The sequence below is a fragment of the Bifidobacterium longum subsp. infantis ATCC 15697 = JCM 1222 = DSM 20088 genome (genome assembly GCF_000269965.1).
Classification (GTDB): domain Bacteria; phylum Actinomycetota; class Actinomycetes; order Actinomycetales; family Bifidobacteriaceae; genus Bifidobacterium; species Bifidobacterium infantis.
In genome coordinates this window covers 2,506,049-2,532,700 of the sequence record NC_017219.1, presented here as the reverse complement: position 1 = coordinate 2,532,700, position 26,652 = coordinate 2,506,049, and the positions used below count along the sequence as shown (strand labels likewise).

Below are 26,652 nucleotides of genomic sequence, written 5' to 3'. Positions count from 1 at the left end.
ACATCGGTCTTGATGGCGATTTTTGCCAACGGTTACGATGCTGAAACCTACGTGCGCGTTTGTTTAATGCCTACAAAAGGGCGTGAACGCTTTTGTGAGAACGTGGATTGCCTTATCCCCTATATAAGAAGCAGAATTTGACACTATGGCTCATACTGTCAAAAAACTGCTGATTGCGAACCGAGGCGAGATTGCGCTTCGCGTGGTGCGCACGGCCAAGGAGATGGGTATCTCCACCGTGGCCGTCTACTCCGAACAGGACCGCAATAGCCGCTATGTGGACATGGCCGACGAGGCATACCTGCTCTCCGGCGACACCTACAAGGACACGTACCTCAACGAGGATCTGCTGATCGACATCCTGCGCAAGACCGGTGCGGACGCCGTGCATCCTGGCTATGGATTCCTTTCCGAAGTGCCGAGCTTCGCGCAGAAGGTCGAGGACGCCGGTGCCATCTGGGTGGGTCCGCATCACACCGCGCTGGTGGATTTGGGAGACAAGATCACCGCCCGCCGAGTGGCCTTGCGCGCCAAAGTGCCGCCGGTGCCTGGCCTGTCCGAACCGGTGACCGACGTGCGAACGCTGCTCGACTTCGCACACACCCACGGCTACCCGATCATGATGAAGCGCACTGATGGCGGTGGCGGCCACGGCATCACCGTGGTGCATGACGACGAGGAGCTGCGCCGCTTCTACATGAACCACGACGCGCTGCAAGGCGGCGATCTGAAGGAATACTTCATCGAGAAGTTCGTGGACAAGGCACGCCACGTCGAGACCCAGTCCGGGCGCGACTCGCACGGCAACTTCACCGTGTACTCCACCCGTGACTGCTCGTTGCAGCGTCGCAACCAGAAACTTGTGGAAGAGGCGCCCGCGCCCTTCCTGCCCGAGGAAATCATCAGCACGCTCGAGGAATACTCCCGCCGCCTGTTCACCACGGTCGGCTACGTGGGCCTCGGGACCTGCGAATTCATGGTGACCCCGAACGGCAAGGTGTACTTCCTGGAAGTCAACCCGCGTCTGCAGGTGGAGCACACCGTCTCCGAAGAGGTCAGCGGCCTCGACCTGGTGCGCGAACAGCTCAATATCGCCGCCGGCGGCGAGCTCACCCGTGCCCCCGAACCGCGCGGCCACAGCTTCGAACTGCGCATCACCAGCGAAGACCCGGCCACCAACCTGACCCCCGGCTCCGGCACCTTGGAGAAGATCCAGTGGCCGGCCGGCCCCGGCGTGCGCATCGATACCGGTGTGGAACAGGGCGACACCATCTCCCCGAAGTTCGATTCGATGATGGGCAAGGTCATCGTCACCGCCCAGAACCGTCTCGATGCCGTGGCCCGTGTGCGTCGCGTGCTCGATGAGCTTGTGATCGAAGGCGTGCCCACGCCGATTCCGTTGTTCAAGGAGATCTTCCGCAACGACGACTTCACCGCCGAGCATGGCCATCCGTTCGCCGTGTCCACCAAGTGGCTGGAGCGCACGTACCTGAACCGCACACCGGCTTCCGCCGCCTCCGGCCAGCCGGCTTCCTTGGCCGCCGCCCCGGGTGCCGCTGCCCCGGCCGCGCCCGACAAGTCCAAGTCGGAGACGTTCGTCATCGAGATGAACAACCGCCGCGTCAAGCTCACCGTGCCGCTCGACATCGTGGAGAACATCACCGGCTCGGCCCGCGCCCGCGGTGCCAAGCGCCCCACCCAGCCGTTGCGCGGCGCAGGCTTGCACAACGTGGCCTCCGGTGCCGCCACGGCCAACGACGGTGCCAAATCCGGCGTCATCGCCTCCCCGATGCAGGCCGTGGTCACGCGCATCAACGTGTCCGAAGGCCAGCAAGTGGCCAAGGGCGACCTTCTGGTGGTGCTCGAATCCATGAAGATGGAGAACTACGTGTACGCGCCGGCCGCCGGCGAAGTGAAGAAGATTTTCGTTGGCCCGGCCGATGGCGTGGAGGCCGGCGACACGCTGGTCACGCTGGACGTGAACGCCGGCAAGGCCAAGGCCGCCGACGCCAAGAAGGAGGGCGGCAATGACTGACATCATGGATTCGCCGGCCGTGAAGGCCGCGGCTGCGGCCTCGGCCGCCAACGCCGCCCAGCCCTCGGCCCACCAGCCGCTGCGCACCGCCGTGGTCAAGGCCGCCGAACTGGCCCGCGCCGCCGAAGAGCGCGCCCGCGACAAGCAGCACGCCAAAGGCAAGAAAACCGCGCGCGAACGCCTCGACCTGCTCTTCGACACCGGCACGTTCGAGGAGATCGGCCGCTTCCAGGGCGGCAACATCGCCGGCGGCAACGCCGGTGCAGCTGTCATCACCGGCTTCGGCCAGGTCTACGGCCGCAAAGTGGCCGTCTACGCCCAGGACTTCTCCGTCAAGGGCGGCACCCTCGGCACCGCCGAAGGCGAGAAGATCTGCCGACTGATGGACATGGCCATCGACCTCAAAGTGCCGATCGTGGCCATCGTGGACTCCGGCGGCGCCCGCATACAGGAGGGCGTGGCCGCTCTGACCCAGTACGGCCGCATCTTCCGCAAGACTTGCGAGGCCAGCGGCTTCGTGCCCCAGCTGAGCCTGATTCTCGGCCCCTGCGCCGGCGGTGCCGTCTACTGCCCGGCTCTGACGGACCTCATCATCATGACCCGTGAGAACTCGAACATGTTCGTCACCGGGCCGGACGTGGTCAAGGCCTCGACCGGCGAGACCATCTCCATGGCCGACCTTGGCGGCGGCGAAGTGCATAACCGGGTGTCCGGCGTGGCCCACTACCTCGGCGAGGACGAATCCGACGCCATCGACTATGCGCGCACCGTGCTCGCCTACCTGCCGTCCAACAGCGAAAGCAAGCCGCCGGTCTACGCCTACGCCGTCACCCGCGCCGAACGCGAGACCGCCAAGCGACTCGCCACCATCGTGCCCGCCAACGAACGTCAGCCCTACGACATGCTCGAAGTGATTCGTTGCATCGTCGATTACGGCGAATTCGTGCAGGTGCAGGAACTGTTCGGCGCCTCCGCGCTCGTCGGCTTCGCCTGCATCGACGGCAAGCCGGTCGGCATCGTGGCGAACCAGCCGAACGTGCTCGCCGGCATCCTGGACGTCGACTCGTCCGAGAAGGTCGCCCGATTCGTACGCCTGTGCGACGCGTTCAACCTGCCCGTGGTCACCCTCGTGGATGTGCCCGGCTACAAGCCCGGCTCCGACCAGGAACACGCCGGCATCATCCGCCGCGGCGCCAAGGTGATCTACGCCTACGCCAACGCGCAAGTGCCGATGGTGACCGTGGTGTTGCGCAAGGCGTTCGGCGGCGCGTACATCGTGATGGGCTCCAAAGCCATCGGCGCGGACCTGAACTTCGCGTGGCCCTCCTCCCAGATCGCGGTGCTCGGCGCGGCCGGCGCGGTGAACATCATCCACCGCCACGACCTGGCCAAGGCCAAAGCCTCCGGGCAGGACGTCGATGCGCTGCGGGCCAAGTACATCAAGGAGTACGAGACCAGCACCGTCAACGCGAACCTGTCGCTGGAAATCGGGCAGATCGACGGCATGATCGACCCCGAACAGACCCGTGAGGTGATCGTCGAATCGCTGGCCACGCTCGCCACCAAGCGGCGCGTCAAGCGCACCACCAAACACCACGGCAACCAGCCCCTCTGATTTCTGAAGACATCAACCAAACACAAGTAAGGAAAGCAATGACCACCTTCTTCCTCAATCGCCTGGCCACCGAGCCCCATGCGCTCGCCTTCGCCGGCCAGTCCACCCCGTGGCCGGTAGCCCTGGCAGACCAGACCACCGATCCCAGCCTTGACGAGGCCCTGCGTGGCCACGTCGCCGCAGCCAACCGACTGCTCGCCCCGGTCGCCGCCGACCTGCTGGCCACCACCGGTCGTCCGGTCGACCTGTTCGGCTTCACTCCGAACCCGGCCCGCCTCGGCGCCGCAGCCGACGCCACCGCATCCGTGGAAGGCGTGGCCCTGACCCAGCTCGGCGCCCTGCTCGACCTCGAACACCTTGGCTACAGTGTGGCCGCCACCAAGCCGGTTGCCGTGCTCGGCCACTCCCAGGGCGTGCTCGCCGTGCACATGGCCCGCGCCATCGAGGCCGCCGGCTCCATCGAGGCCGCCGGCAAGACCCTCGACGAGATTCTGGCCGTGGCCGCCCTGATCGGCGCCGCCGGAACCCGCCGCGTGCGCGAACTGGGCCTGAACCCCAAGTACGGCGAGGCCAGCCCGATGCTCTCCGTCAAGGGCGCCACCCGCGAACAGGTTGAGGCTCTGGTCAAGCGCGTGAACAACGCCCGAGGCCCGATCTCCATCGCCGTCACCAACTCCGACAACCACCACGTGCTTTCCGGCTACCCGGAAGACCTGGCAGCACTCGCCCTCGAAGCCGAGCGCGAGCACAAGCACCAGGCCAAGCTGCGTGAACAGAAGCTCCACGGCGGCACTGTGTTCAACCCGACCCTCGAATACCTCGAAGTCACCCTGCCCTTCCACTCGCCGCTCATGGCCGAAGCTGTTGAGCGGACCGTGGCCTGGGCTGGCGCCTGCGGCTTCGACCAGAAGCGCACCCGTGCGCTTGCCGAGGAAGTGCTGCTCAACCATGTGGACTGGAACGCCCGCGTCAAGGCGCTGTTCGACGCCGCCGACCCGTCCAAGCTGTGGATTGTGGACCTCGGCCCCGGCAACACGCTCGGCAAGCTGATCGGCAATGTGGTGCAAGGCACCGGCATCGGCGTGGTCGAAGCCACCACGCTGGCCGAGCGCTCCACGCTCTCCACGCTGGAAAGCGAGCCTGAGCGCACCCAGAACTGGAAGGCATTCGCCCCGCGCGTCATCAACACCCCGGCCGGCGCCAAGCTGGTCACAAAGTTCTCCAAGCTCACCGGCAAGCCGCCGGTATTGCTGCCCGGCATGACCCCCACCACCGTGGAACCGGAAATCGTGGCCGCCGCGGCCAACGCCGGCTACTGGGCCGAGCTCGCCGGCGGCGGCCAGGTGACCGCCGAAGTGTTCGACCGCCACATCGCCGCCCTCGAAGACGAGCTGGAGGAAGGCCGCACGGTCGAATTCAACGCGATGTTCATGGACCGTTACCTGTGGAACCTGCAGTTCGGCTCCTCCCGCATCGTGCCCAAGAAGCGTGCTTCCGGCGCGCCGATCGACGGCGTGGTCGTCTCCGCCGGCATCCCCGAGCTGGACGAAGCCGTGGCCCTGATCGAGTCGCTGCAGGCGGACGGTCTGCCGTACGTGAGTTTCAAGCCCGGCACCGTGGACCAGATTCGCCAGGTCGTGCGCATCGCCAAGGCCGTGTCCCCCACCACCATCATGGTTCAGGTCGAGGGCGGTGAAGCCGGCGGCCACCACAGCTGGGAAGCGCTGGACGACCTGCTTGCCGCCACCTACGCCGAAGTGCGCGCCTGCGACAACCTCGTGCTGGTCGCCGGCGGCGGCATCGGCACCCCCGAACGCGCGGCCGACTACATTTCCGGCCAGTGGGCCCACGCCTACGGCCTGCCCGACATGCCGGTCGACGGCGTGCTTATCGGTACCGCCGCGATGACCGCCAAGGAGGCTCACACCAGCCCCGAAGTCAAGCAGCTGCTCGTCAAGACGCCCGGTATTCCGGCCGACGCCAAGTCCGACGACGTGTTCGCTCCGCAGGCCGCCCACTGGGTGCCGTCCGGCAAGTCCATCGGTGGCATGTCCTCCGGCCTGAGCCACCTGCACGCCGACATTTACGAGCTCGAGAACGACTCCGCCGAATGCGGCCGTCTGCTCGTGCGCGTCATGAAGCACCCCGAAGAGCTCGACTCCCGCCGCAAGGAAATCATCGAAGCCCTGAACAAGACCGCCAAGCCTTACTTCGGCGACCTGGCCTCCATGACCTACCTTGAGTGGGCGCAGCGCTTCGCCGAACTCGCCTTCCCGTGGGTCGACCCGACTTACGCCGACCGCTTCCAGCACCTGCTGCAGCGCATCGAAGCCCGTGTGAACGACACGGACTCCGGCGAATTCACCTCCAAGTTGTTCGCCGCTGATGGCGTTTCTGCTGAAGAGGCAGCTGCCACTGGCCTGCTGACCCACGACGACATTCTCGCCGACCCGGCCCCCGCGCTCGAAAAGCTCGCACTGGCCTACCCGCAGACCGCCGAACTCAAGGTGGTCCCGACCGACGTGGCTTGGTTCCCGGTGCTCGTGCGCGAATACCCCAAGCCCATGCCGTTCGTACCCGTCATCGACAACGACCTGCTGCGTTGGTGGGGTCAGGACCAGCTCTGGCAGTCCGAAGACCAGCGCTACTCCGCCGATTCCGTGCGTGCCATCCCCGGCCCGATCTCCGTTGCCGGCATCACCACCATCGACGAGCCGATCGCCGACATCCTCGGCCGCTTCGAAACCGCCGCCATCAAGCGCGTGCAGGACGAACAGCAGGCCGCCGATGCCGCTGAGAACGACGATTTCGCCGCACTTGGCGAGGCCACCAGCGCCGAAGACTTCATCCGCAAGTCCCCGAACATCTCCTGGGTCGGCCACATCACCGACAACCCGGCCTACGGCACCGCCCTGGGCGACCAGTACTACGAGATCCGCGCGTTTGACGCCGCGGCCGGCAAGTACGATCTGGACATCCACCTCGACACCTACTGGGACAACGACCCGGACGGCGGCACCTCCAAGCACGCCGTGCGCGATATCGTCATCCCGCTCATCGTGGAAGGCGCCGAGCCCGGCCGTGTGCCGGTCGTGGACCGCGAACGCCTGATTCCGGACGTCTACGCGATGCTTGCCGCCACCGCAGGCATCGGCAACACCGCCATCACCGGCGACAAGCTCACCGAGATGCCGCAGCTTGACGGCAAGACCTCTGACGAGCGTCCGTTCGGTACCGCAACCGCAACCTACACCCTGTCCGCCAACCTCGGCTTCGACCACGAAGCGGCCACTGGCGCCGCTCTGCCGACCACCCTGCAGCCCAGCCGCATCGCCCCCGATGCGCTGGTCGGCCCTGCCTGGCCGGCAATCTACACGGCGCTCGGCTCCGTGTACGTCAAGGGCTACCCGGTGATTGAAGGCCTGCTCAACGCCGTCCACCTCGACCACCTCATCGAACTTGAGGTGAACGAGGAGGACCTGCTCAAGCACACCGGCGAAACCATCACCCTGAAGTCTTGGGCCGAGGATTACTTCGAGTCCGCCTCCGGCCGCGTGGTCACCATCCACGTGACCCACACCGCCGCCGACGGCACGCCGCTTGCCCGCGAAACCGAGCGTTTCGCGATCCGCGGCCGCGTCTACTCCGATGCTTTGCCGGCAGACGCCCCCGAGTATGGTGGTGCCCTCCTGAATAAGGAAGCGGATGGCTCCGTCGCCGGACAGTCCACTGGACTGTCCGCCTCCTCGCGCGGCCTGCAAGTAGTGCAGGCCACTCCGCGCCGTCTGCTGCGCCGCGTGAAGGTCGTCGCCCCACATGACATGACCGCCTTCGCCCGCACTTCCGGCGACTTCAACCCGATCCACACCTCCACTCGTGGCGCTCGCATCTCCGGCCTGGCCGCCCCGCTCGTGCACGGCATGTGGCTGTCCGCCACCGCCCAGCACGCCGTGCAGGCGACCGACGAGAAGGGTGCCCACTACGAGATTGCCGGCTGGACCTACAACATGTACGGCATGGTCCAGCTTGACGACACCGTCGAAATCTCCGTCGAGCGCGTCGGCAAAGTGCGCCACGGCGGCATGACCCTCGAAGTCACCTGCCGTATCGACGGCCAGCTCGTCTCCCGCGGCACCGCACTGGTCCGCGCACCGCGCGCCGCCTTCGTCTACCCCGGCCAGGGCATCCAGAAGCAGGGCATGGTTCTGGACGAGCGTGCCAAGTCCGCCGCCGCCCGCGATGTGTGGGAGCGCGCCGACAAGCTTACCCGCTCCAAGCTCGGCTTCTCGATCCTGGGCCTCGTGCGCGATAACCCGAAGGAGCTCACCGCCAACGGCGTGACCTACCGTCACCCCGAAGGCCTGCTCAACCTGACGCAGTTCACGCAGGTGGCGCTCGCGACGGTTGCTTTTGCCCAGACCGCCCGTCTGCGCGAAGCCGGCGCCGACATCTGGCCCGCCTATTTCGCCGGCCACTCGCTCGGCGAATACAACGCGCTGTCCGCATTCGCCGACGTGATTCCGCTGGAAACCGTGCTGGAGCTCGTGTTCCACCGTGGTTCCACCATGCACCACCTCATCGAGCGTGACGCACAGGGCCGCTCCAACTACCGCATGGGTGCCCTTCGTCCGAACCAGTTCGGTGTGGACGACGCGCACGTCAAGGAATACGTGGAATCCGTGGCCAAGGCGTCCGGCGAATTCCTGGAGATCGTGAACTACAACCTCGCCGGCCAGCAGTACGCCATCGCCGGTACGATCGCCGGACTCAAGGCCCTGAAGGCCGATTCCGCCCGCCGCGTGGCCGCATTCGGAGGCAAGCCCGCGTTCATGCTGGTGCCCGGCATCGATGTGCCGTTCCACTCCACGCTGCTCAGGAAGGGCGTGCCGGAATTCCGTGACAAGCTCGACGCGCTGCTTCCCGCTTACATCGACTACCGTGGCCGTCTGGTGGACCGCTACATCCCGAACCTCGTGGCTTCGCCGTTCGAGATGACCAAGGAATTCGCCGCCAAGATCCTCGAAGTCGTGCCGTCCGAACGCATCAAGGCCGTGCTCGACGACCCGGCCGTGTGGGATTCCTACGCCGCCGACGACCAGAAGCTCGGCCGTCTGCTCTTGACCGAACTGCTCTCCTGGCAGTTCGCCTCCCCGGTGCGTTGGATTGAAACCCAGGCGCTGCTCTTCGGTCAGCGCGAACAGGGCGGCCTCGGCGTGGAAGAATACGTCGAAGTCGGCCTCGGCAACGCCCCGACCCTGGCCAACCTCGGTACCAAGACCCTACGTCTGCCCGAGTTCGCCGGCAACGATACGGTCGTCTACAACGTCGGCCGCGATGAAGGCCGCGTCTACATGACCGACACCGATTCGCTGGTTCCCGACGACGAGCCGGAAGAGGCTGCGGCCTCGGCCCCGGTCGAAACCGCTCCTGCCGGTGGTTCCGCCGTCGCCAAGCTTGGCTCGGGTGCTGCTCCGGCAAATGCCGTGACTGAGGCTGCTCAGACAACGGATGGCTCTGTCGCCGGACAGTCCACTGGACTGTCCGCCTCCTCGCGCGGCCTGCAATCAGGGCAGGCCGCTGCTGGCGCACCGTCTGGTGCCGCCGTCGCCGACCTGCCCTTCAAGGCTTCCGATGCCATCGGCGTACTCATGGCCTACTCCGCCAAGGTGCGCCTCGACCAGATCGGCAGCAACGACACCACCGACACCCTGACCAACGGTGTCTCTTCTCGCCGCAACCAGCTGCTCATGGACATCAGCTCCGAGCTGGGAGTCGCCAGCGTGGACGGTGCTGCTGAAGCGACGCTCGACAAGCTCGCCCAAATCGTCAACAAGGCCGCCCCGAACTACAAGCCGTTCGGTGCCGTGCTCTCCGAGGCGCTGCGCGACCGCCTGCGCTCGCTGTTCGGTGCTGCCGGCGTCAAACAGCAGTACATCCGCGACCGTGTGGCCAACGTATGGCAGCTCGGTGAAGGCTGGGTGGCCAGCGTGCTCGCCGCACTGCTGCTCGACACTCGCGAGGGTGCCAGCTCCCGTGGCGGCGACCTGGCCAAGCTGCCCACCGCCGCCGTGCAGAACAAGCCGGAAGCCGACAAGCTGATCGATGCGGCCGTTGAGGTCGTCGCCCAGCTCAAGGGTGTTGCCGTGGCCCTGCCGTCCGCCGGTGGTGCCGCTGGTGGCGCTGTGGTCGATTCCGCCGCGCTCGACGCCTTCGCCGAGAAGGTCACCGGTTCCAACGGCGTGCTCGCCGCCACCGCCCGCTTCGTGCTGAACGAGCTCGGCGTGGCCGCTCCGGCTCCGGAAGAATCCGAGGACGAGAACGCCGCCGTCGTGTCCGCGGTCGAAGCCGAACTTGGCTCCGACTGGCCCAAGCAGGTCGCTCCGCGCTTCGACGCCAACAAGGCCATCCTCTTCGATGATCGGTGGGCCTCCGCCCGTGAAGACCTCGCCCGCGCCTACTACGGCAACGACCCCGCCGCCCTGAACGGCAGCTTCATCGGCCTTGGCAAGACCATCGCCGCCGAAGCCCAGTGGTTCGCCAACGAGTCGGAGAGCGAGGAGCTTAAGGCCGCCTTCCAGAAGGCCGGCTCCGAGGCCCTCGAACAGGTCGCTTCCAACAAGAACGCCTCCCGTTACGCGAATGATATCGCCATCGTCACCGGCGTGAGCCCGAACTCGATTGCCGCTCAGGTGGTCGAAGGCCTGCTCGCAGGCGGCGCCACCGTGGTGGCCACTTCGCATAGCTTCAAGCTGTCCATCAAGGCTTGGGCCAAGCAGGCCTACCGCGAGCACGCCACTGGCAACGCCAAGCTGTGGCTGGTTCCGGCCAACCTCTCCAGCTACCGCGACGTCGACGCTCTGGTCGACTGGGTGGGCCACGAGCAGAAGAAGACCTCCGGTGCCACCACCACGATTCTGAAGCCCGCGTGGGAGCCGACCCTGTTCTTCCCGTTCGCCGCACCGCCGGTCCATGGCACGCTCGCCGACTCCGGCGACCTGTTCGAATCGCAGGCCCGACTGATGCTGTGGGGCGTGGAACGCGCCATCGCCGGCTTCAGCCACATCGGTGCCGACACCAACGTGCAGCACAAGCTCCATGTGGTGCTGCCCGGCTCCCCGAACCGCGGCGTATTCGGCGGCGACGGTGCCTACGGCGAAGTCAAGAGCGCCTTTGACGCCATCGTCAACCGTGCCCGCGCTGAAAAGGTGTGGTCGAGCCGCGTCACCTTCGCTCACCCGAAGATCGGCTGGGTGCGTGGCACCGGCCTGATGGGCGGTAACGACCCGCTGGTCGCCGTCGTTGAGCGTCACGGCATCCACACCTACTCCACCGCACAGATTGCGGCCAAGCTGCTCGACCTGTGCACTGCCGAATCGCGCGAGCAGGCCCTCAAGGCCCCGCTCGATGTGGACCTGACCGGTGGCCTCGGCTCCGAGCCCATCGACATCAAGGCGTTGCGCGCGGAGGCCATGGCCGATGCGGAGAAGGAAGCTGCTGCGGCCTCGTCTCAGGAAACGGATGGCTCCGTCGCCGGACAGTCCACTGGACTGTCCGACTCCTCGCGTGGGCAGCAAATCAAGGCGCTGCCCACCCCGATCATCACCAAGCAGGCTTCGGTCGACCTCAACGACTGGACCAACGTCACCGCCAAGCCGGAAGACGAAATCGTCATCGTTTCCGTCGGTGAGCTGGGCCCGTGGGGCTCCGGTCGTACGCGCACCCAGGCCGAGCTCGGCATCCACTCGGACGGCACTGTCGACCTGAGCGCCGGCGCAGTGCTCGAACTTGCGTGGAACATGGGTCTGCTGACTTGGGCCGACAGCCCGAAGCCCGGCTGGTACGACACCGACGGCAACCTCGTGCCCGAAGAGGACATCGCCGAGCGCTACCACGACGAGGTCGTGGCCCGCTCCGGCATCCGCCCGTTCGAGGAAGGCATGGGCAACGACTACAAGGACGGTGCTGACGAAGAAGAAGCTGAGGTCTTCCTCGACCACGACGTCACCTTCTCTGTGCCCACCCGCGAAGTCGCCGCCGAATACGTCAAGTTGGACGAGGCTCACACCACCATCGCCCCGGATGAGGAATCCGGCGAATGGAACGTGACCCGCCACGCCGGCTCGATGATCCGCGTGCCGCGCCGCGCCACCATGACCCGCACAGTCGGCGGCCAGTTCCCGAAGGGCTTCGATCCGACCCGATGGGGCATTCCCGCCTCGATGGTCGGCGACGTCGACAAGATCGCCCTGTGGAACATCGTCACCACTGTGGACGCCTACCTGGGCGCCGGCTTCACCCCGGCCGAAATCCTCGAGTCCATCCACCCCTCGCTGGTGGCTTCGACCCAGGGCACCGGCTTCGGCGGCATGATGTCGATGCGCAAGCTGTACCTCGACCGCTTCCTCAACCACGAGATCCCGACCGACATCCTGCAGGAAGCCCTGCCGAACGTGGTCGCGGCTCACGTGATGCAGTCCTACATCGGCGGTTACGGCAACATGATCCAGCCCGTCTCCGCCTGCGCCACCGCGGCCGTCTCCCTTGAAGAAGGCGTCGACAAGATCGCCCTCGGCAAGGCCGACTTCGTGGTCACCGGTGCGATCGACGACATCGGCGTGGAATCCGTGATCGGCTTCGGCAACATGAACGCCACCGCCAACTCGGAGGAAATGTACGGCAAGGGCATCGACGCGCGCTTCTTCAGCCGCGCGAACGATCGTCGCCGTGGCGGCTTCCTGGAATCCCAGGGCGGCGGCACGATCCTCGTGACCCGCGGTGACATCGCCGAAAAGCTCGGCCTGCCGGTCGCGGCCGTGGTCGGCTTCATCCACTCCTACGCGGATGGTGCCCACACCTCGATCCCGGCTCCGGGCCTCGGTGCCCTGGCTGCCGGCCTCGGTGGCAAGGACTCCAAGCTCGTGCACGACCTGGCTAAGCTCGGCGTCTCAGCCGACGACATCGCCGTGGTCTCCAAGCACGACACGTCCACCAACGCCAACGACCCGAACGAATCCGAGCTGCACAACACGCTGGCCCACGCCATCGGCCGCACCGACGGCAACCCGCTGTTCGTGATCTCGCAGAAGACGCTTACCGGCCACGCCAAGGGTGGTGCCTGCATCTTCCAGGTCAACGGTCTGACGCAGCTGTTCAAGTCCGGCGTGATTCCGGCGAACGCGGCGCTCGATTGCGTGGATCCGAAGCTCCAGCGCGACGACCACATGGTCTGGGTTAGGAAGCCCCTGCGCATCGGCGGTGGCGAGGACGAGTTCGGTCGCGAGACCGCTGGTCGCCCGGTCAAGGCCGGTCTGGCCACCTCGCTCGGCTTCGGACATGTTTCCGGCTTCGTGGCCCTGGTTCATCCGGGTGCCTTCGAAGCGGCCGTGGCCAAGGCCGATGGCGAGGCCGCGCTGGAAGCCTGGCGTGAGCGTGCCAACGCCCGCCTGGCCGCCGGCCAGCGTCACCTCGAGGAAGGCATGATGGGTCGCGCCGCGCTCTACGAGCCGATCGACAACCGTCGCTTCCGCGAGGATCACCGTGGCTACGACCACCACGAGGTCGAAAAGGCGATGCTCCTCAACCCGGACGCCCGCCTCGGTGCCGACGGCTACTACGAGGCCTGATTCCTCTGGCTCCCCTCGGTTGAGGGGAGCCAGTAGCGCACCGGATCTCGGCTCCCCTCTTTGAGGGGAGCTCCCGCGAAGCGGGTGAGGGGAGTTTCTCCTGGAGCTTTCTCGCTGGCACAAACTCAGTGAGAGAAATATGCAGAACATACGAAAGCCCCTCCCTCGGAGTGGGCTTTCTGCGTTTCAAGGGGCTGATTTGGCATTCGCCGGAGGTCTACTTCCGTTTCAAGGGGCTGTTACCCAAGTAGACAAGGCGTAAAAACGGCGGAATGGCGTTGGCGTTATGCTGCGGATACTCGTGGTATGGAGGATGACCAGCCCCTTGAAACGGAAGTAGACCTCCGGAACGGTCAAAATCCGCCCCTCGAAACGGAGATAGACCTCCGGGGCGGGGCGCGGATGTTTTTTGGACGGCTAGGCAGCCAGCCCAAGATGTTTGCGGTATTGTGCGAGGTCATCCAGCATAGTGAATCTTTTCCCCCTTGAAATGGAAATCAGGCCCCAATTCTGATGAGGTGTAGAGATTACGCGCGAAGCGGTACACAATAGGAAGCATGAATACTTGTGGTTTGGGGCATGACGTGGTGGATGTGGCCGCATTCGCCGAACAGTTGGCGGAGCCGGGGTCTCGCATGCGTGCGCTGTTCTCCGTGCGTGAGGTGCGGCAGGCATCCGACCGCGCGCGCCAGAAGAATGACGGGGAGGCCGTCCACCTGGCCGCCAAATGGGCGGGCAAGGAGGCGTTCCTCAAAGCCTGGTGCGATTATCTTGGCGATGCCCCCTATCCGTTCACGCTTGATAATTTCCCGTGGCCTGAAATCGAGATCTTGGACGATTCCCGTGGTGTGCCGCATGTGTCTCTGGGTAAGGGGGCGGCGTCAGTCTTCCAAACTGATTACGCGAATTCGGCTGACGGCGCTCGCTATTCCTCTGCTTATTCCCCTGCTTCCGATAACGGGCCTTATACAGTGATGCAGGAGCGACGGAATGCGCGTTCGGCGCAGCGCTCGACTCTCGGTGCGGGGTCGATGCCGCATATCCATATTTCCCTGAGCCACGATGGCCCGATTGCCTCCGCGGTGGTGACGATTTCTGTGGAATAGCGCCCGAGGCCCCCGAGTGCTACATGCTGTACAACGTCTCCATCATGGTTAACCTGTGGAGCGCGCTCACCAGCCGCGACGTGCGCCTGCTCAAGAACCAGATCGACAAGCTCGACTCGCTGCCCGAAAACTGCTGGTTCGTGATTCTGAATGCGATGGGCGCCGACCTCCAACCATACGAGTCCCAGCTCATCCATTTGTGATTTCGACGGTTTCTAGCGCCCCTCTTTGAAGGGAGCTGTCGCCGTAGGCGGCTGAGGGGAGTCCTCGGCAAAGCCACAATCCATCAACTAGATTGGCTGGTCCTGCTGCAGCCACACGCGTTTGCCATTCCCGAAGAAATATGTATAATAACTCAAGTCGCCAAAAGCGACGTTTAACGCGGATGTAGCTCAATGGTAGAGCCTCAGTCTTCCAAACTGATTACGCGGGTTCGATTCCCGTCATCCGCTCCACTATTTATATGTTGGTGTATCTAATTGGGAATACCGGAAGGGTGAGCTACCCCGAGTAGTATTAGTACTCATGGTGTTGAGAATCGACGAAGCTGAACTGCGTGCCAAGCTCTTTGAGCACAAAGAGCAGATTGGTTTCGGGCCGATTGCCAATGGGTCGTCATCATCATCGAAGGATTGTTTTACATTCCTGCTGCTCTCACATCTGGACTCGACCAAATGTTTCAAGGATTGCTCCTTGCATTGAGCATTATCTTCATATTCTATGGAGTATGGAGTTTGATTACTGCTTGCAGAAATAAGTATGATGCCATAACACTGTATGAGGATATCGTCAACATGGATAGAACCGAACGAAGAAGCTCGATCATTGCGGTGAAAGATGCTAACCGATATCTTCTGTATCGTGATTTAGGTTGGGGATGCGACTTTTTCCCTAATCATGCAACCGCAAGCAGTACTGATGAGGATGTTCGTCAGCTGACGACGTATTTTGCCGATGAATTCGGAATTCCTGCTAAAGACTTTACTCTGTCTCACATTTGTGTGAAGGATTCTGAGAAGCCATCCACGGAGCATGATGGAGAGGTTCGTTATTACGAATACACGCTATACCGCGCTAGCGTAACGGTAATGCCTGACGCCTGGCGTTCCACTGAGTTCCATGTTGGTGCCAAGGACTGCCGCTGGATGACTCTTGATGAGATGCTTGCCGACCCTGTCATCAACAAAATCAATCATGATGTCGTCGCGATGGTGCGGGATAACTTGTAATTGTTGCCGCCTTTGGGGGCATATGGTTGTTGGGCCGAAGCGCGTTCTATACCTCGATAATCATCGAAAGCAGAGCATAGTATGCTCTACGGGGATTTTTCTATACCCTGAAAACACCGAAAATCAGGATATAGGGCAGTAGCACGAATTAGCCAACAGCGGCTTGTCTGCGGGCAATAATGACGTTGCTCCCACGGATTCGGATAAGGAGAATCGTAGCGAGGATCATAGTGAGGACCAGGGCGAGTAATCGATCGTATCGGAGACTTGCCCAACACGCACGCTAAGATGGGCATCGCAATAATCGGCAATGAGCAGGTAATCGGCGAGGCGGTGCATGGAGCAGGAATCCAACGAGCAAGAACCTAACGAGGCGACGGAAATCGTGGGCGGCAAACTAGAGACCGTCGAGGTTTCCAAGCACCCCGAGGCTTCCATACCCGAGACCGATTTGTCTCTGGCGGATATCGAGCGCCGTCGTTCGCATCCGTTGCGTTGGGCGCTGATTATTCTTGCCGTACTGTGCGCCATCATCGCGCCGTACTGGTTCGGTCGCTCGTTGGCGGTAAATAATACTGACTCCATTGTGGCCGTGCTCGGGGGAGTGTCTCCGCAAGGCATCGCGCTGGTCGGTTGGGTGGCCGTGGTGATTGCGTACGTCGGATTGGCGATGGCGGTGGTCGTCTCGCCGTCCTGGCCGTGGCTGATTGTATTTGTGATCGGGTTGGCCGGCGAGCAGTTCATCGCGGGACTCAGCATGCTCAATCTCAATTTCTGGTATTCCACGTACGTGGTCTACGGCAAGCAGGCCGGCCTGGCGAATGCCGCGAACCTGGGCATTATGGGTGCGGCGATCGGCATCGCCGTATATGCCCTGGTGTTTGTTGGTCTGCTGGTGATTATCCGGAAGACCTCGCCGCTGAACGTGCTGACCAAAAGCTGGGCGAGTTTCATTCTGTACTTCGTGATTGAAACCATCGCCCTGCTCGTGGTGTTGTTTGGCGGATTGCTCACCACTGTGTGAGCGTACGTGAGTCGCCGTACGTTGCTCAATACTCACCACTCACTGCTCACCACCGCGCAAACCGTGTGCCCGATGTCTATTTAGAGGTGCAACACCCCTGTTGGTCCTGTAATTCCAGCAGTTCGTCGGCGAATGCCTCGGCGGGCGTCCGGTAGTCCGGCACGCGCATGGGACGGTTGTCGGCCTCGTCGACAATCTCCCGCAGTTCCCCGGCCATGTCCATCCGGATTTCGCTGCGTTTGGGCGGATACCGGCGGATCATGCCGTTCCTGTTCTCGTTGCTTCCCCGCCGCCGGCTGGAGTACGGGTCGGCGAAGCACGTGTCCATGCCCGGCCCGTCGCGCAGGCGCGTGTGGCGGGCGAATTCGGTGCCGTTGTCGTGCGTGACGCCGCCGCGCGCGCCGGCCGGCAGCGGCGAGAACATCGCCAGCCGCGCCCCGACGCTTTCCCCGGCGGTCTTGCCGGGCACGATCCCGGCCATGAGGAACCTGGTCTTCCTCTCGACCTCGGTGTGCGGGTTGCATCCGGCGCCGATCACGCCGTCGGCCTCCCGATGGCCGAAACCGCTGCGGTCGCCGGCCTCCGGCGGACGCTCGGAGATGGGAACCCGTCCGGGAATCGGGAAACGCGACGTCCTCCTGCCGCCACGCCTGCGCCGCCTCCCGTGGCCGCGTGGAAGGCGGCGCGCCCAGCGTTCACGGCGATGGCGGTCGGCGTGGATCCAACGGTAGACGGTCTCCGGGCACACGCGCATGGCGGAGTCGTCGGGGAACAGGACGCGCAGCCTGCCGCTGATGAGCAGCGGCGACCAGCCGCGACGCAGCCATTCGGCCACCCGCGCCCACAGGCGTTCGCGTGACAGGCGGTAGCGCCTGCGCGGTTCGGCGCGCCTGCGGTCGGCCTTGCGCCGCGCGGGGCCGGCGATGTAGCATCCGCCCGTCCACGGGCCCGTCTTCAGCCGTTTCGGCCGGTACGGCCGTCAGGACTCGTTCTCGTTGGACGGGAACCACGTGTCGCGTTCGATCTCCCTGCCGACCGTCGAGGCGTTGCGGCCGAGCATCAGACCGATCCTGCGGATGCTGGTGCCGTTGCCGATCTCGATCCGGATGACCTGGCGTTCCTCTTCCGACAGGTGCGAACATGTTTCCCCCATAGGTGCAACATCCCTTCGGACTGGTTATCCGGACAATCTCCAATCCAACGGGTGTTGCACTTTCAATTAGACAACGGGGCGGGCATGTCCGTACGAAAAACGTCTATCATGTGCACTATGGGGAACCCAAATGAAATCAGACTGGCGATAGTCGATAACGACGACTTCGTGCTGATGGGTTTGGCAGCGTTCTTGTCGCGTCATCTGCCGAATGTTCGGTTAGCTTGGAAGGCGAATACCGGAACCGATGCTCTGGAATATGCGACGGATCCCGCAAATGAAGCGGACATTCTGCTGGTTGACATGAGTCTGGAGGACATGCCCGGAGACATGGTGTGCCGGGAAATCAGAAGTCGTAACAGGATGTTGCCGTTGCTGGCGGTGACATCGTTCAGTTTAACTCGCTATGCGCGACGTGCTGCTGAGGGTGGTGCTCAAGGCATTGTGTCAAAAGCTGATTTTCCAGTACTGTGTAAAGCGGTCAAGCTCGTCAGCGATGGTCATACTCTCTGTGTTCGAGTAGGAGGGGAGACTATTGGATTCGAGGATGTAGATGCTGCATATCATCGTCTGGTTCGACTTCCCGTGAATAGAATCGAAAGATTGTCGGAACGGGAAAAATATGCCATGGAACTATATTCACAGTCGTATAAGCCCACTCAGATTGCCCGGATGATGGATGTTTCGGCAGGGACGGTGAAAACCTATCTTGACCGTGCTCAGAACAAACTCCATCTTACTTCCAGAGCCGAACTGATTGCCTATTGGTGGAGGCGGGAACGATGCTGAGACGATTGGCAATGAAAACGATACTTGTGGTTCGCAAGAAATGCTTGGGAGTATCGAAAAAAAATCTTGTTCTATCGATAGTGGCCATGACGTGTCTTGCCGCATGTATCGCCGAATGGATTCTTGATTCTCCTGAGAGTTTGAATGATGGGTTTATTCGCATCGTGTACATGCTTGCTGTGAGTATGTTGCCGTTATATCCGGTACCGGCAACATGGGGGATTATCGTCATCGCATTCCTGAATGAATTGATGCCTTGCTTATCGCAATGCGATGAGTCATGGGGTGTTCTGGTATCTCTTGCGATTCAAGGCTATGCTGCTGTTTGGTGGAATGGTGTGACGGCAACGGTACTGTTGTCTATTAGCGCTTTGCTGAATTATGCGATATATCGGGAGAATAGTGAATTTGGTTCGTTCGATGGTTCCATTAATTTGGTGGTGTTGCTTTGGTTTGTGTTTCTTTTAGGGGTTTGGCTACGGCAAAGGAACGGACTTGAAAAGAAAAAAGAGTTAGAAAAGAAAGCTGAAATTGTTCGATATAACTTACAGCTTGCTGAGGGGATGCATGATGCCATGTCTGGTGAGTTGACACGAATGTTGGTCATAGTGCAGGAAGGTATTGATGCATCGAAGGAAGAAGAGCTTAAGCGATGGAGAAAATTGCAGAACGGTATCAATAAGATATTCCAAGATCTGCATTCGGTTATGAATTATCTATCGGATGATGACCATAAACAAGATGAGGTATTTCATGTAAGTCTTGCCGAACATATTCAAGCTACATTGAGTGAAAGTGACCGTCGGTTGCATGACAAAGGGTTTTGCGGTCATTCATCTCTTCGCGGTGTATCCAGCGCAATGTCGAACTCGTGGAATCAAATAATCGTTAACCTGTTGCGTGAAATTTACACGAATATTGAACGCTATGCTGACAAAAGTGAATATTCCGTCATTGTCACATTTTCAAATAATGCTGTTGATATTGTTCAGGTGAATAAATGTCGACAAAAGAGTCGGCGATGTGTGACTTTGGGAGCAAGAAAAGGGCTAAGTATATATTCCCGTTTGATATCTGGACAAGGAGGATTCATCAGATATGAAAAAGACGGCGAAGAATGGTCTTTCTATTGCATGTTACCGCTACTGACCTAATTTCTGATATGGCATAATGGCAACCATACAGGGCATAGTGAATATGTTGATATTTCTTCCTCCGTTGAACTGTTGCTTAGAGTGCTGGCTGACGCTCCGAATGTCAAACCAAGTACCGTAAGTATTGAAAGCTCTCATGAGGGTTCCTTTGCGTCGAGGTGTGTCAACGATCATTGCACAACATGGATTCATATAAAAGTCCTTGTCCCCTAATGGCATACAAGTCATTGCGAAGCGGGAGAAAGCGCGTCATGCTTACAGCAGCTCTTCGCCTGAAGGGCAGGAATTAGTTAAGGATGACTATATGAGCATCAATGAGAAGTCCATTGTCGGTGAATCCTTCGAGGATCTGTCGGCGGCCGATATGGCGATGCTGACCGATCGCAACGATGATGGCGTCGCGCCGGCGTCGCTGTCGTTCGCGGTTTCCGTTCTGAGCGTGTCTTTCTCGGCATGTTCGGTAACGGTCGTCACCCGACTTGCATCCTGTGGGAACTGCAAGTGAACGTTGCTTTACATGGGTCAGGTATGGATTGCGTAAAACATCCGACCCATACCTGACACTTGTTATCGTTAAGGAGAAGTGGCATGAAGGCGATTCTGTTTCGTGACTGCAAGGCATGTTTCCAGTCATTCAAGAACTGGGGTATGGTTCTTATCCTTATGGTCACGGCAATATTCGTGGAGATGGGTGTCAGTGGCGCAGGCATTCTAGACCCATTTACTTGGGCTGTCTTGTTTGGACCGTTTTTCATCTGTTCGTCATGCTCGGTGATGGTCTCCATCCTGTATCAGGATTTCCGAGATGGACTGTTTGAGCTCTATACACAGTCTGGTCGTTCCTATTGGAGCTACTGCTGGTGTAAATGCCTGTTTCCTGTTATCCTGACAGTGATTTCCGTGCTTTTGAATCTGGCTTTTATGCGTGTTTTGTCATCAGGCTTTCAGATAACCGCTGGAGCAGATGATGCAATTGGTGCTCTTATCGTATCAGTCTTAGGAACAATCGTCTGTTCTTTGGGCGCAATGCCGATGGTTTATGTCTCCCGGAACAGCGATCCGACAATGGCACAACTGGTTTTGGTGTTGATTGCGATCCTGCTCCAATTGGCATATATGCTTGTGGTCGTCAACGTGATGCCGCTGTGCCTGTTCTCGGTTGGTTATGTCGTATTGGTAGTGGTCGCCATCGGTATTTCAACCAGATTATTCTCTCGATATTTTATCAACACCAATATCGAGCTGTGACATCCGGACATGACGGATACGAACACAACCGAATCGACGACAAGGAAAGACAATATGACCGCCGACCACATCAACCACGCCGACCGCACCGACAACGGCGAACATGCCATCATCGCCGTCGAACACGTCACCTTCGGCTACAAGAAGAGACAGACCGTGTTGGAGGACATCGACTTCACCGTGCCGCAAGGCCAGTCGCTGGCGATCCTCGGATACAACGGCGTCGGCAAGACCACGCTGTTCAGACTCATCGTCGGACTGTTGCGCCCCCGTGAAGGGCGATGCGTGATCGATAGGCGTCGGGTGCCGTCGATGCGCGACGTGTTCCAGATGACCGAGAACGGCAATCTCGTCGGCACGATGACCGTGCGTGACAACATCCACTTCCGGCAACTGCTGTTCCGGTCCGGCAAGGGAATCGCGGACGGCGGCCATACCGTCGACTCGAAACGGCTGGAGGATGAGCCGCTCGTCCGTGCCTTCGAATTGGAGGGGCATCTCGACAAGAAGGTGGCGGAACTCTCGACCGGTCTGCGCAAACGGGTCGGCATCGTCGCCGGCATGCTGTTCGACCCGCATGTCATCATGCTCGACGAGCCAAGCAACGCCATCGATCCGATCACCCGCTCGCTGCTCGTCGATTACGTCAACCAGCTTCGCGCCGACGAGCGTACTTTGCTCACCGTCACCCATGACCTCGAATACTGTTGGAATGTGGCCGACCGGATCATCATCCTTGACGACAAACACCTCGTCAAGGATATGATGCTCGCCGAATTCGACGACTATGAGGCGTTCACCAAGGCGTCCACGCTCGGGCGTGACCGCACGCACGTCGACTTCGGCCTTCCCGCGCGCGGACGGCAAGCATGAGATCATGGCGTCGCCACCGTGTCCCGTTTATCGAACAAGGCGCATCGCTGACCCGGCGAACGGGCGCCATGCCTATACGCCCGGCGAACTCGCGGCCCACTGTTCTGGCGCGGTGCTGATTCCGCAACCGACAAACGACGGCTGCGCAACCATTCCCATACGGCCTCGCAGCGGAACCGTCTCCATCCTGACCGGGTTCCTCCGCCGGAACATGCCCGCCATCGGTCTGAGCCTGCTGTCCTCGCTCGTCGTCCAGGGACTGACATTGATCGTGCCCGCAGGCACCGGCTATATGGTCGACCATGGGTCGCTCGCCGCCCAAAGCGGTTTCCCGCCGTTGGTCGCGACGATGCTGCTTGCCTCGCTGCTGAAACTGCTCGCCGGACTCATCGAACCCGTCTGTGGCACGGTGACCATCAACGACGGCGGATGCCGGATTTACGACGCGGACAGCCGATGGAAGGCCGGCAGGCTGGCGTATGTGCATCAGGAATCCACGGTGTTCAACGAAACCTTGCGCGACAATATCACGCTGCACCGTCCGTGGCTGACGGATGACGACATCGTCAGGGCGTGCGAGGTTGCCGGCATCAACGAGGGGATGATGGATCCGGTCGTCGGAAGACCGGACTTCCTACTTATGGACGAACCCACCAGTGCTCTGGACAACGATACCGAGCGACATGTCATGACGGCGTTGCTCGACTCCGACAATGCGTGCATCGTCGTGGCGCACAGACTCGCATCGATTCGGGATTTCGACCGCATCCATGTCATGGATCATGGGCAGATCGTCGAATCCGGTACGCATGACGAACTGCTGCAGGCCGGCGGATTGTATTCGCGGCTGTACCGGCAGGAGTGAGTGTCCCCTTACACCCTTACGCCTTTAAACCCTTACCCTTTACAACTTATCCCTTACACCCTCGGCTCATGAGGCCCCAGTCCGGCCCCTGCCGTATAGTTTTCATTTGGCGTAATTTCGCCCGCGGATAGAGAGCGTTTCGAGCGAACCTGCACGAAACACCGCGCAACGACACAATAAGGAGGACGCCGTGGCACTGACGGCTGACGAGAAGACCCAAATTATCAACGAGTACGCGACGCACGAAGGTGACACCGGTTCCCCCGAGGTCCAGGTGGCTCTGCTGTCCAAGCGTATCGCCGACCTGACCGAGCACCTCAAGGAGCACAAGCACGACCATCACTCCCGTCGTGGTATGCAGCTGATGATCGGTGACCGTCGTCGCCTGCTTGACTACCTCAAGCGCGTCGACATCAACCGTTACCGTTCCCTCATCGAGCGTCTGGGTCTGCGTCGATAATTGAAGACTTCCGCCCGAGTACCTAGGATGGTGCTCGGGCGTTTTACATATCGCCAGCCAACGGCAACAACGGCAAGAGGGTTAGAGGATAGGCCAGCAGGTAAGGCCGACAAGAGAACCCGAATGAAGGGGTTGACACGAGGAACGACGGCCAAGGGGTCAGTCGAAACAAGGTATGTGACGTCCGCTGAAGAGGACAGTTGCGGTTCAAGCGAGTCGCCAAACCGCAGCACAGTATGTAGGAATAATTAGAAAATTAAAGAAGGAGGAACCCTATGGAGGGTCCCGAAATCAAGGCCGTTGAGGCCGTAATCGACAATGGATCGTTTGGCAAGCGCACGCTGCGCTTCGAGACCGGCCGCCTCGCCCAGCAGGCCGATGGCGCTGTGGCCGCCTACCTCGACGACGATTCCATGATTCTGTCCACCACCACCGCCGGTTCCAGCCCGAAGGAGAACTACGACTTCTTCCCGCTGACCGTCGATGTTGAAGAGAAGATGTACGCTGCCGGCAAGATTCCGGGCTCGTTCTTCCGCCGTGAAGGCCGCCCGAGCTCCGAGGCCATCCTCGCCTGCCGCATCATCGACCGCCCGCTGCGCCCGCTGTTCCCGCACACCCTGCGCAACGAAGTGCAGGTCGTCGAGACCGTGCTCGCCGTGAACCCTGATGACGCTTACGATGTCATCGCCCTGAACGCCGCTTCCGCCTCCACCATGATTTCCGGCCTGCCGTTCGAAGGCCCGGTCTCCGGTGTGCGTCTGGCGCTGATCGACGGCCAGTGGGTCGCCTTCCCGCGTTGGAGCGAGCGTGAGCGCGCCGTGTTCGAGATCGTGGTCGCCGGCCGTGTGGTCGAGAACGGTGATGTTGCCATCGCCATGATCGAGGCGGGTGCCGGCAAGAACGCCTGGCACCTCATCTATGACGAGGGTCAGACCAAGCCCGATGAGGAGGTCGTGGCCGGTGGTCTTGAAGCCGCCAAGCCGTTCATCAAGGTGATCTGCGAGGCTCAGGATGAGCTCAAGAAGATCGCCGCCAAGGAGACCAAGGAATTCCAGCTCTTCCCGGAGTACACCGACGAGCTGTATGCCCGCATCGACGAGATCGCTCACAAGGATCTGGACGAGGCCCTCTCCATCGCCGAGAAGCTGCCGCGCCAGGACCGCATCCACGAGATCAAGGAGCACGTGCGCGAGGTGCTCGCGGACGAGTTCACCGATATGGACGACGCCGAGAAGGACAAGGAGCTGGGCAACGCCTTCAAGGAACTGCAGCGCCAGATCGTGCGTCGCCGCATCCTGACCGAGGACTACCGCATCGACGGCCGTGGCCTGCGCGACATCCGCACCCTGTCCGCCGAGGTGGACATTGTGCCTCGCGTGCACGGTTCCGCCCTGTTCCAGCGTGGCGAGACCCAGATTCTGGGCGTCACCACCCTGAACATGCTCAAGATGGAGCAGCAGATCGACGCTCTGTCCGGTCCGCAGTCCAAGCGCTACATGCACAACTACGAGATGCCGCCGTACTCCACTGGTGAGACCGGCCGCGTCGGCTCCCCGAAGCGCCGCGAAATCGGCCATGGTGCCCTCGCCGAGAAGGCTCTCGTGCCGGTGCTGCCGAGCCGCGAAGAGTTCCCCTACGCCATCCGCCAGGTCTCCGAGGCCATCGGCTCCAACGGTTCCACTTCCATGGGTTCCGTCTGCGCCTCCACGCTGAGCCTTTTGGCTGCCGGCGTGCCGCTGAAGGCTCCGGTTGCCGGCATCGCCATGGGCCTTGTGTCCGGCGATGTTGATGGCCAGCACATCTTCAAGACCCTCACCGATATCCTGGGTGCCGAGGATGCCTTCGGCGACATGGACTTCAAGGTGGCCGGTACTTCCGAGTTCATCACTGCCCTGCAGCTCGACACCAAGCTCGACGGCATCCCCGCCGACATCCTGGCCGCCGCTTTGCAGCAGGCCAAGGAAGCCCGCGCCACGATTCTCGAGGTCATCAACGAGTGCATCGACGGCCCGGCCGAGATGAGCGAGTTCGCTCCGCGCATCATCACCACCTCCGTCCCGGTTGAGAAGATCGGCGAAGTCATCGGCCCGAAGGGCAAGATGATCAACCAGATTCAGGAAGATACCGGCGCTGAAATCGCCATCGAGGATGACGGTACCGTCTTCATCTCCTCCGAGGGTGGCGAGGCCGCTAAGAAGGCCAAGTCCATCATCGATTCCATCGCCAACCCGCACGTGCCCGAGGCCGGCGAAACCTACAACGGCAAGGTCGTCAAGACCACGTCGTTCGGCGCTTTCGTGAACCTCACCCCCGGCACCGACGGCCTGCTGCACATCTCCCAGATCCGCAACCTGGCCAACGGCGAGCGTATTGACGCCGTCGAAGACGTGCTCAGGGAAGGCGACACCGTTGAGGTGATCGTTCAGGGTGTCGATGATCGCGGCAAGATCTCCCTGGCCATCCCTGGTTTCGAGGATCAGGAGAACAACGCCCGACCGAGCCGTGGCGATCGCGATGACCGCCGTGGCGGCCGTGGCCGTGGTGATCGTGACGATCGCCGTGGCGGCCGTGGCCGTCGCTCCGATCGCGATGACCGTGACTTCGACGATCGTGACGACCGTCCGCGTCGCCGTCGCTCCGATGACTTCGAGGATGATTACGACGACCGTCCGCGTCGCCGTCGCTCCGATGACCGTGACTTCGATCGCGATGATCGCGATGATGATCGTCCGCGTCGCCGTCGTTCTGCCGACCGTGACTTCGATGATCGTGATGACCGTGATGCTCGCGACTCCCGTGATGATGATCGTCCGCGTCGCCGTCGTTCTGCCGATCGTGATGACCGTGGCGATCGTGATGACCGCCGTGGCGGTTTCCGTGGCGGCCGTGGCCGTGGCTCGGACCGCAACCCGCGCTATGCCACTGACGACAACTACGACGACTACCGCGCCGACCGCGAAGAGCGTACTGAGCGCCCGCGTCGCCGCGTCCGTCGCGACTTTGATCCGTTCGAGGACTAAAGCCCTCTCACGGATCGGTCGCGGCATAGCCGCTCCCCTCACCTACGGGAAGCCCACCGGGCTTCCCGCTTAACGGTTCGGCATTCGAGGACTGATCGTTCTCTAGCTTCTCTCGGGTGAGAAGAGCTTAATCGCAAACCAAAAGGCTTCTATACCGTTTCATTCGGTATAGAAGCCTTTTGGTTTTTCGGCTTCTTCGCGCTACATATTTCGATGTTGAATAGGGCACTCGTGCTGCTGCCATGTACATTCAGTTGTCAGTTGACAACTATTCTCATGCATCAAGAATGGCGGAAAACAGCCATTAAGATGATTGGAGCCACGCTAAAAAGCGTTGACAACTGACAACAGTTTGTACACGGCACCGCATGGCACCTATCCTGTTGCTCACGACCGGATCTATTCTCTCGTCTGTTGTTATGCCCAACAGCAAAATCCGCTTGCCGTGCCGCGCCATG

General features: G+C 61.4%; 14 protein-coding genes, 1 tRNA gene and 3 pseudogenes. 17 read left to right on the top strand and 1 reads right to left on the bottom strand.

Features of this window, described 5'->3' with window-relative positions; translation table 11 throughout:
* Positions 1-145 precede the first annotated feature (145 nt).
* The 9 genes and pseudogenes from BLIJ_RS11830 to BLIJ_RS14725 all read left to right on the top strand — a co-directional run bounded on the left by BLIJ_RS11830 (position 146) and on the right by BLIJ_RS14725 (position 16,632).
* A complete protein-coding gene (locus tag BLIJ_RS11830) occupies positions 146-2,035 on the top strand; it encodes an ATP-binding protein (protein ID WP_012578516.1) in 1,890 nt (629 codons plus the stop codon).
* Positions 2,028-3,650, top strand: coding sequence for an acyl-CoA carboxylase subunit beta (locus tag BLIJ_RS11825; protein WP_012578515.1), 1,623 nt, complete (start codon positions 2,028-2,030; stop codon positions 3,648-3,650). Before BLIJ_RS11830 ends, BLIJ_RS11825 begins: the two co-directional genes overlap by 8 nt.
* 38 nt (positions 3,651-3,688) lie before the next feature.
* Positions 3,689-9,076, top strand: a pseudogene (locus BLIJ_RS15415) (fatty acid synthase subunit beta domain-containing protein); the annotation flags it as partial.
* A gap of 147 nt (positions 9,077-9,223) precedes the next feature.
* Positions 9,224-13,273: pseudogene (locus tag BLIJ_RS15410) on the top strand (beta-ketoacyl synthase N-terminal-like domain-containing protein); the annotation flags it as partial.
* Between the two features lie 557 nt (positions 13,274-13,830).
* Complete coding sequence (locus BLIJ_RS11810) at positions 13,831-14,379, top strand: holo-ACP synthase (RefSeq protein WP_012578513.1); 549 nt, start codon at positions 13,831-13,833, stop codon at positions 14,377-14,379.
* Between the two features lie 23 nt (positions 14,380-14,402).
* Positions 14,403-14,582, top strand: a complete 180-nt coding sequence (locus BLIJ_RS11805; RefSeq protein ID WP_012578512.1) for a hypothetical protein — start codon at positions 14,403-14,405, stop codon at positions 14,580-14,582.
* A gap of 178 nt (positions 14,583-14,760) precedes the next feature.
* Positions 14,761-14,834 (top strand) — tRNA-Gly (locus BLIJ_RS11800).
* A gap of 243 nt (positions 14,835-15,077) precedes the next feature.
* Positions 15,078-15,608, top strand: a complete 531-nt coding sequence (locus tag BLIJ_RS11795) for a hypothetical protein (protein ID WP_014485171.1) — start codon at positions 15,078-15,080, stop codon at positions 15,606-15,608.
* A gap of 337 nt (positions 15,609-15,945) precedes the next feature.
* Entirely contained in the window at positions 15,946-16,632 is a 687-nt protein-coding gene (locus tag BLIJ_RS14725) for a teichoic acid transporter (RefSeq protein ID WP_012578510.1), read from the top strand.
* Positions 16,633-16,708: 76 nt separating this feature from the next.
* Here the strand turns inward: BLIJ_RS14725 and BLIJ_RS11785 are convergent.
* Positions 16,709-17,785 (bottom strand): annotated as a pseudogene (locus tag BLIJ_RS11785) (IS30 family transposase).
* Positions 17,786-17,869: 84 nt separating this feature from the next.
* Here BLIJ_RS11785 and BLIJ_RS11775 point away from each other — a divergent pair.
* The 8 genes from BLIJ_RS11775 to BLIJ_RS11740 all read left to right on the top strand — a co-directional run bounded on the left by BLIJ_RS11775 (position 17,870) and on the right by BLIJ_RS11740 (position 26,194).
* Positions 17,870-18,574, top strand: a complete 705-nt coding sequence (locus tag BLIJ_RS11775) for a response regulator transcription factor (RefSeq protein ID WP_231837836.1) — start codon at positions 17,870-17,872, stop codon at positions 18,572-18,574.
* Positions 18,568-19,728 carry a hypothetical protein gene (locus BLIJ_RS11770; RefSeq protein ID WP_014485170.1) on the top strand — a complete coding sequence of 387 codons (1,161 nt, stop codon included), beginning with the start codon at positions 18,568-18,570 and terminating at the stop codon, positions 19,726-19,728. The genes BLIJ_RS11775 and BLIJ_RS11770 overlap by 7 nt, the downstream gene beginning before the upstream one ends.
* 304 nt (positions 19,729-20,032) lie before the next feature.
* Positions 20,033-20,233, top strand: coding sequence for a lichenicidin A2 family type 2 lantibiotic (locus BLIJ_RS11765; RefSeq protein ID WP_012578505.1), 201 nt, complete (start codon positions 20,033-20,035; stop codon positions 20,231-20,233).
* Between the two features lie 83 nt (positions 20,234-20,316).
* Positions 20,317-20,976, top strand: a complete 660-nt coding sequence (locus tag BLIJ_RS11760; RefSeq protein WP_012578504.1) for a hypothetical protein — start codon at positions 20,317-20,319, stop codon at positions 20,974-20,976.
* A gap of 54 nt (positions 20,977-21,030) precedes the next feature.
* Entirely contained in the window at positions 21,031-21,849 is an 819-nt protein-coding gene (locus tag BLIJ_RS11755) for an ATP-binding cassette domain-containing protein (protein WP_013141334.1), read from the top strand.
* Entirely contained in the window at positions 21,764-22,714 is a 951-nt protein-coding gene (locus BLIJ_RS11750; RefSeq protein ID WP_041982147.1) for an ATP-binding cassette domain-containing protein, read from the top strand. Before BLIJ_RS11755 ends, BLIJ_RS11750 begins: the two co-directional genes overlap by 86 nt.
* A gap of 190 nt (positions 22,715-22,904) precedes the next feature.
* The gene (gene rpsO / locus BLIJ_RS11745) at positions 22,905-23,174 is read left to right on the top strand and encodes a 30S ribosomal protein S15 (RefSeq protein WP_007053775.1); all 270 of its coding nucleotides are present in this window, start codon (positions 22,905-22,907) and stop codon (positions 23,172-23,174) included.
* 275 nt (positions 23,175-23,449) lie between these two features.
* Positions 23,450-26,194: a polyribonucleotide nucleotidyltransferase gene (locus BLIJ_RS11740; RefSeq protein ID WP_012578501.1), complete on the top strand. Its 2,745-nt coding sequence runs from the start codon at positions 23,450-23,452 to the stop codon at positions 26,192-26,194.
* Positions 26,195-26,652 lie beyond the last annotated feature (458 nt).

Coding starts and splice junctions, on each gene's coding strand:
- BLIJ_RS11830 (WP_012578516.1), top strand. CDS start 146: ATGGCTCATACTGTCAAAAAACTGCTGATTGCGAACCGAGGCGAGATT.
- BLIJ_RS11755 (WP_013141334.1), top strand. CDS start 21,031: ATGACCGCCGACCACATCAACCACGCCGACCGCACCGACAACGGCGAA.
- BLIJ_RS11775 (WP_231837836.1), top strand. CDS start 17,870: ATGTCCGTACGAAAAACGTCTATCATGTGCACTATGGGGAACCCAAAT.
- BLIJ_RS11825 (WP_012578515.1), top strand. CDS start 2,028: ATGACTGACATCATGGATTCGCCGGCCGTGAAGGCCGCGGCTGCGGCC.
- BLIJ_RS11770 (WP_014485170.1), top strand. CDS start 18,568: ATGCTGAGACGATTGGCAATGAAAACGATACTTGTGGTTCGCAAGAAA.
- BLIJ_RS11760 (WP_012578504.1), top strand. CDS start 20,317: ATGAAGGCGATTCTGTTTCGTGACTGCAAGGCATGTTTCCAGTCATTC.
- BLIJ_RS14725 (WP_012578510.1), top strand. CDS start 15,946: ATGGAGCAGGAATCCAACGAGCAAGAACCTAACGAGGCGACGGAAATC.
- BLIJ_RS11810 (WP_012578513.1), top strand. CDS start 13,831: ATGAATACTTGTGGTTTGGGGCATGACGTGGTGGATGTGGCCGCATTC.
- BLIJ_RS11765 (WP_012578505.1), top strand. CDS start 20,033: ATGAGCATCAATGAGAAGTCCATTGTCGGTGAATCCTTCGAGGATCTG.
- BLIJ_RS11805 (WP_012578512.1), top strand. CDS start 14,403: ATGCTGTACAACGTCTCCATCATGGTTAACCTGTGGAGCGCGCTCACC.
- BLIJ_RS11740 (WP_012578501.1), top strand. CDS start 23,450: ATGGAGGGTCCCGAAATCAAGGCCGTTGAGGCCGTAATCGACAATGGA.
- BLIJ_RS11750 (WP_041982147.1), top strand. CDS start 21,764: ATGAGGCGTTCACCAAGGCGTCCACGCTCGGGCGTGACCGCACGCACG.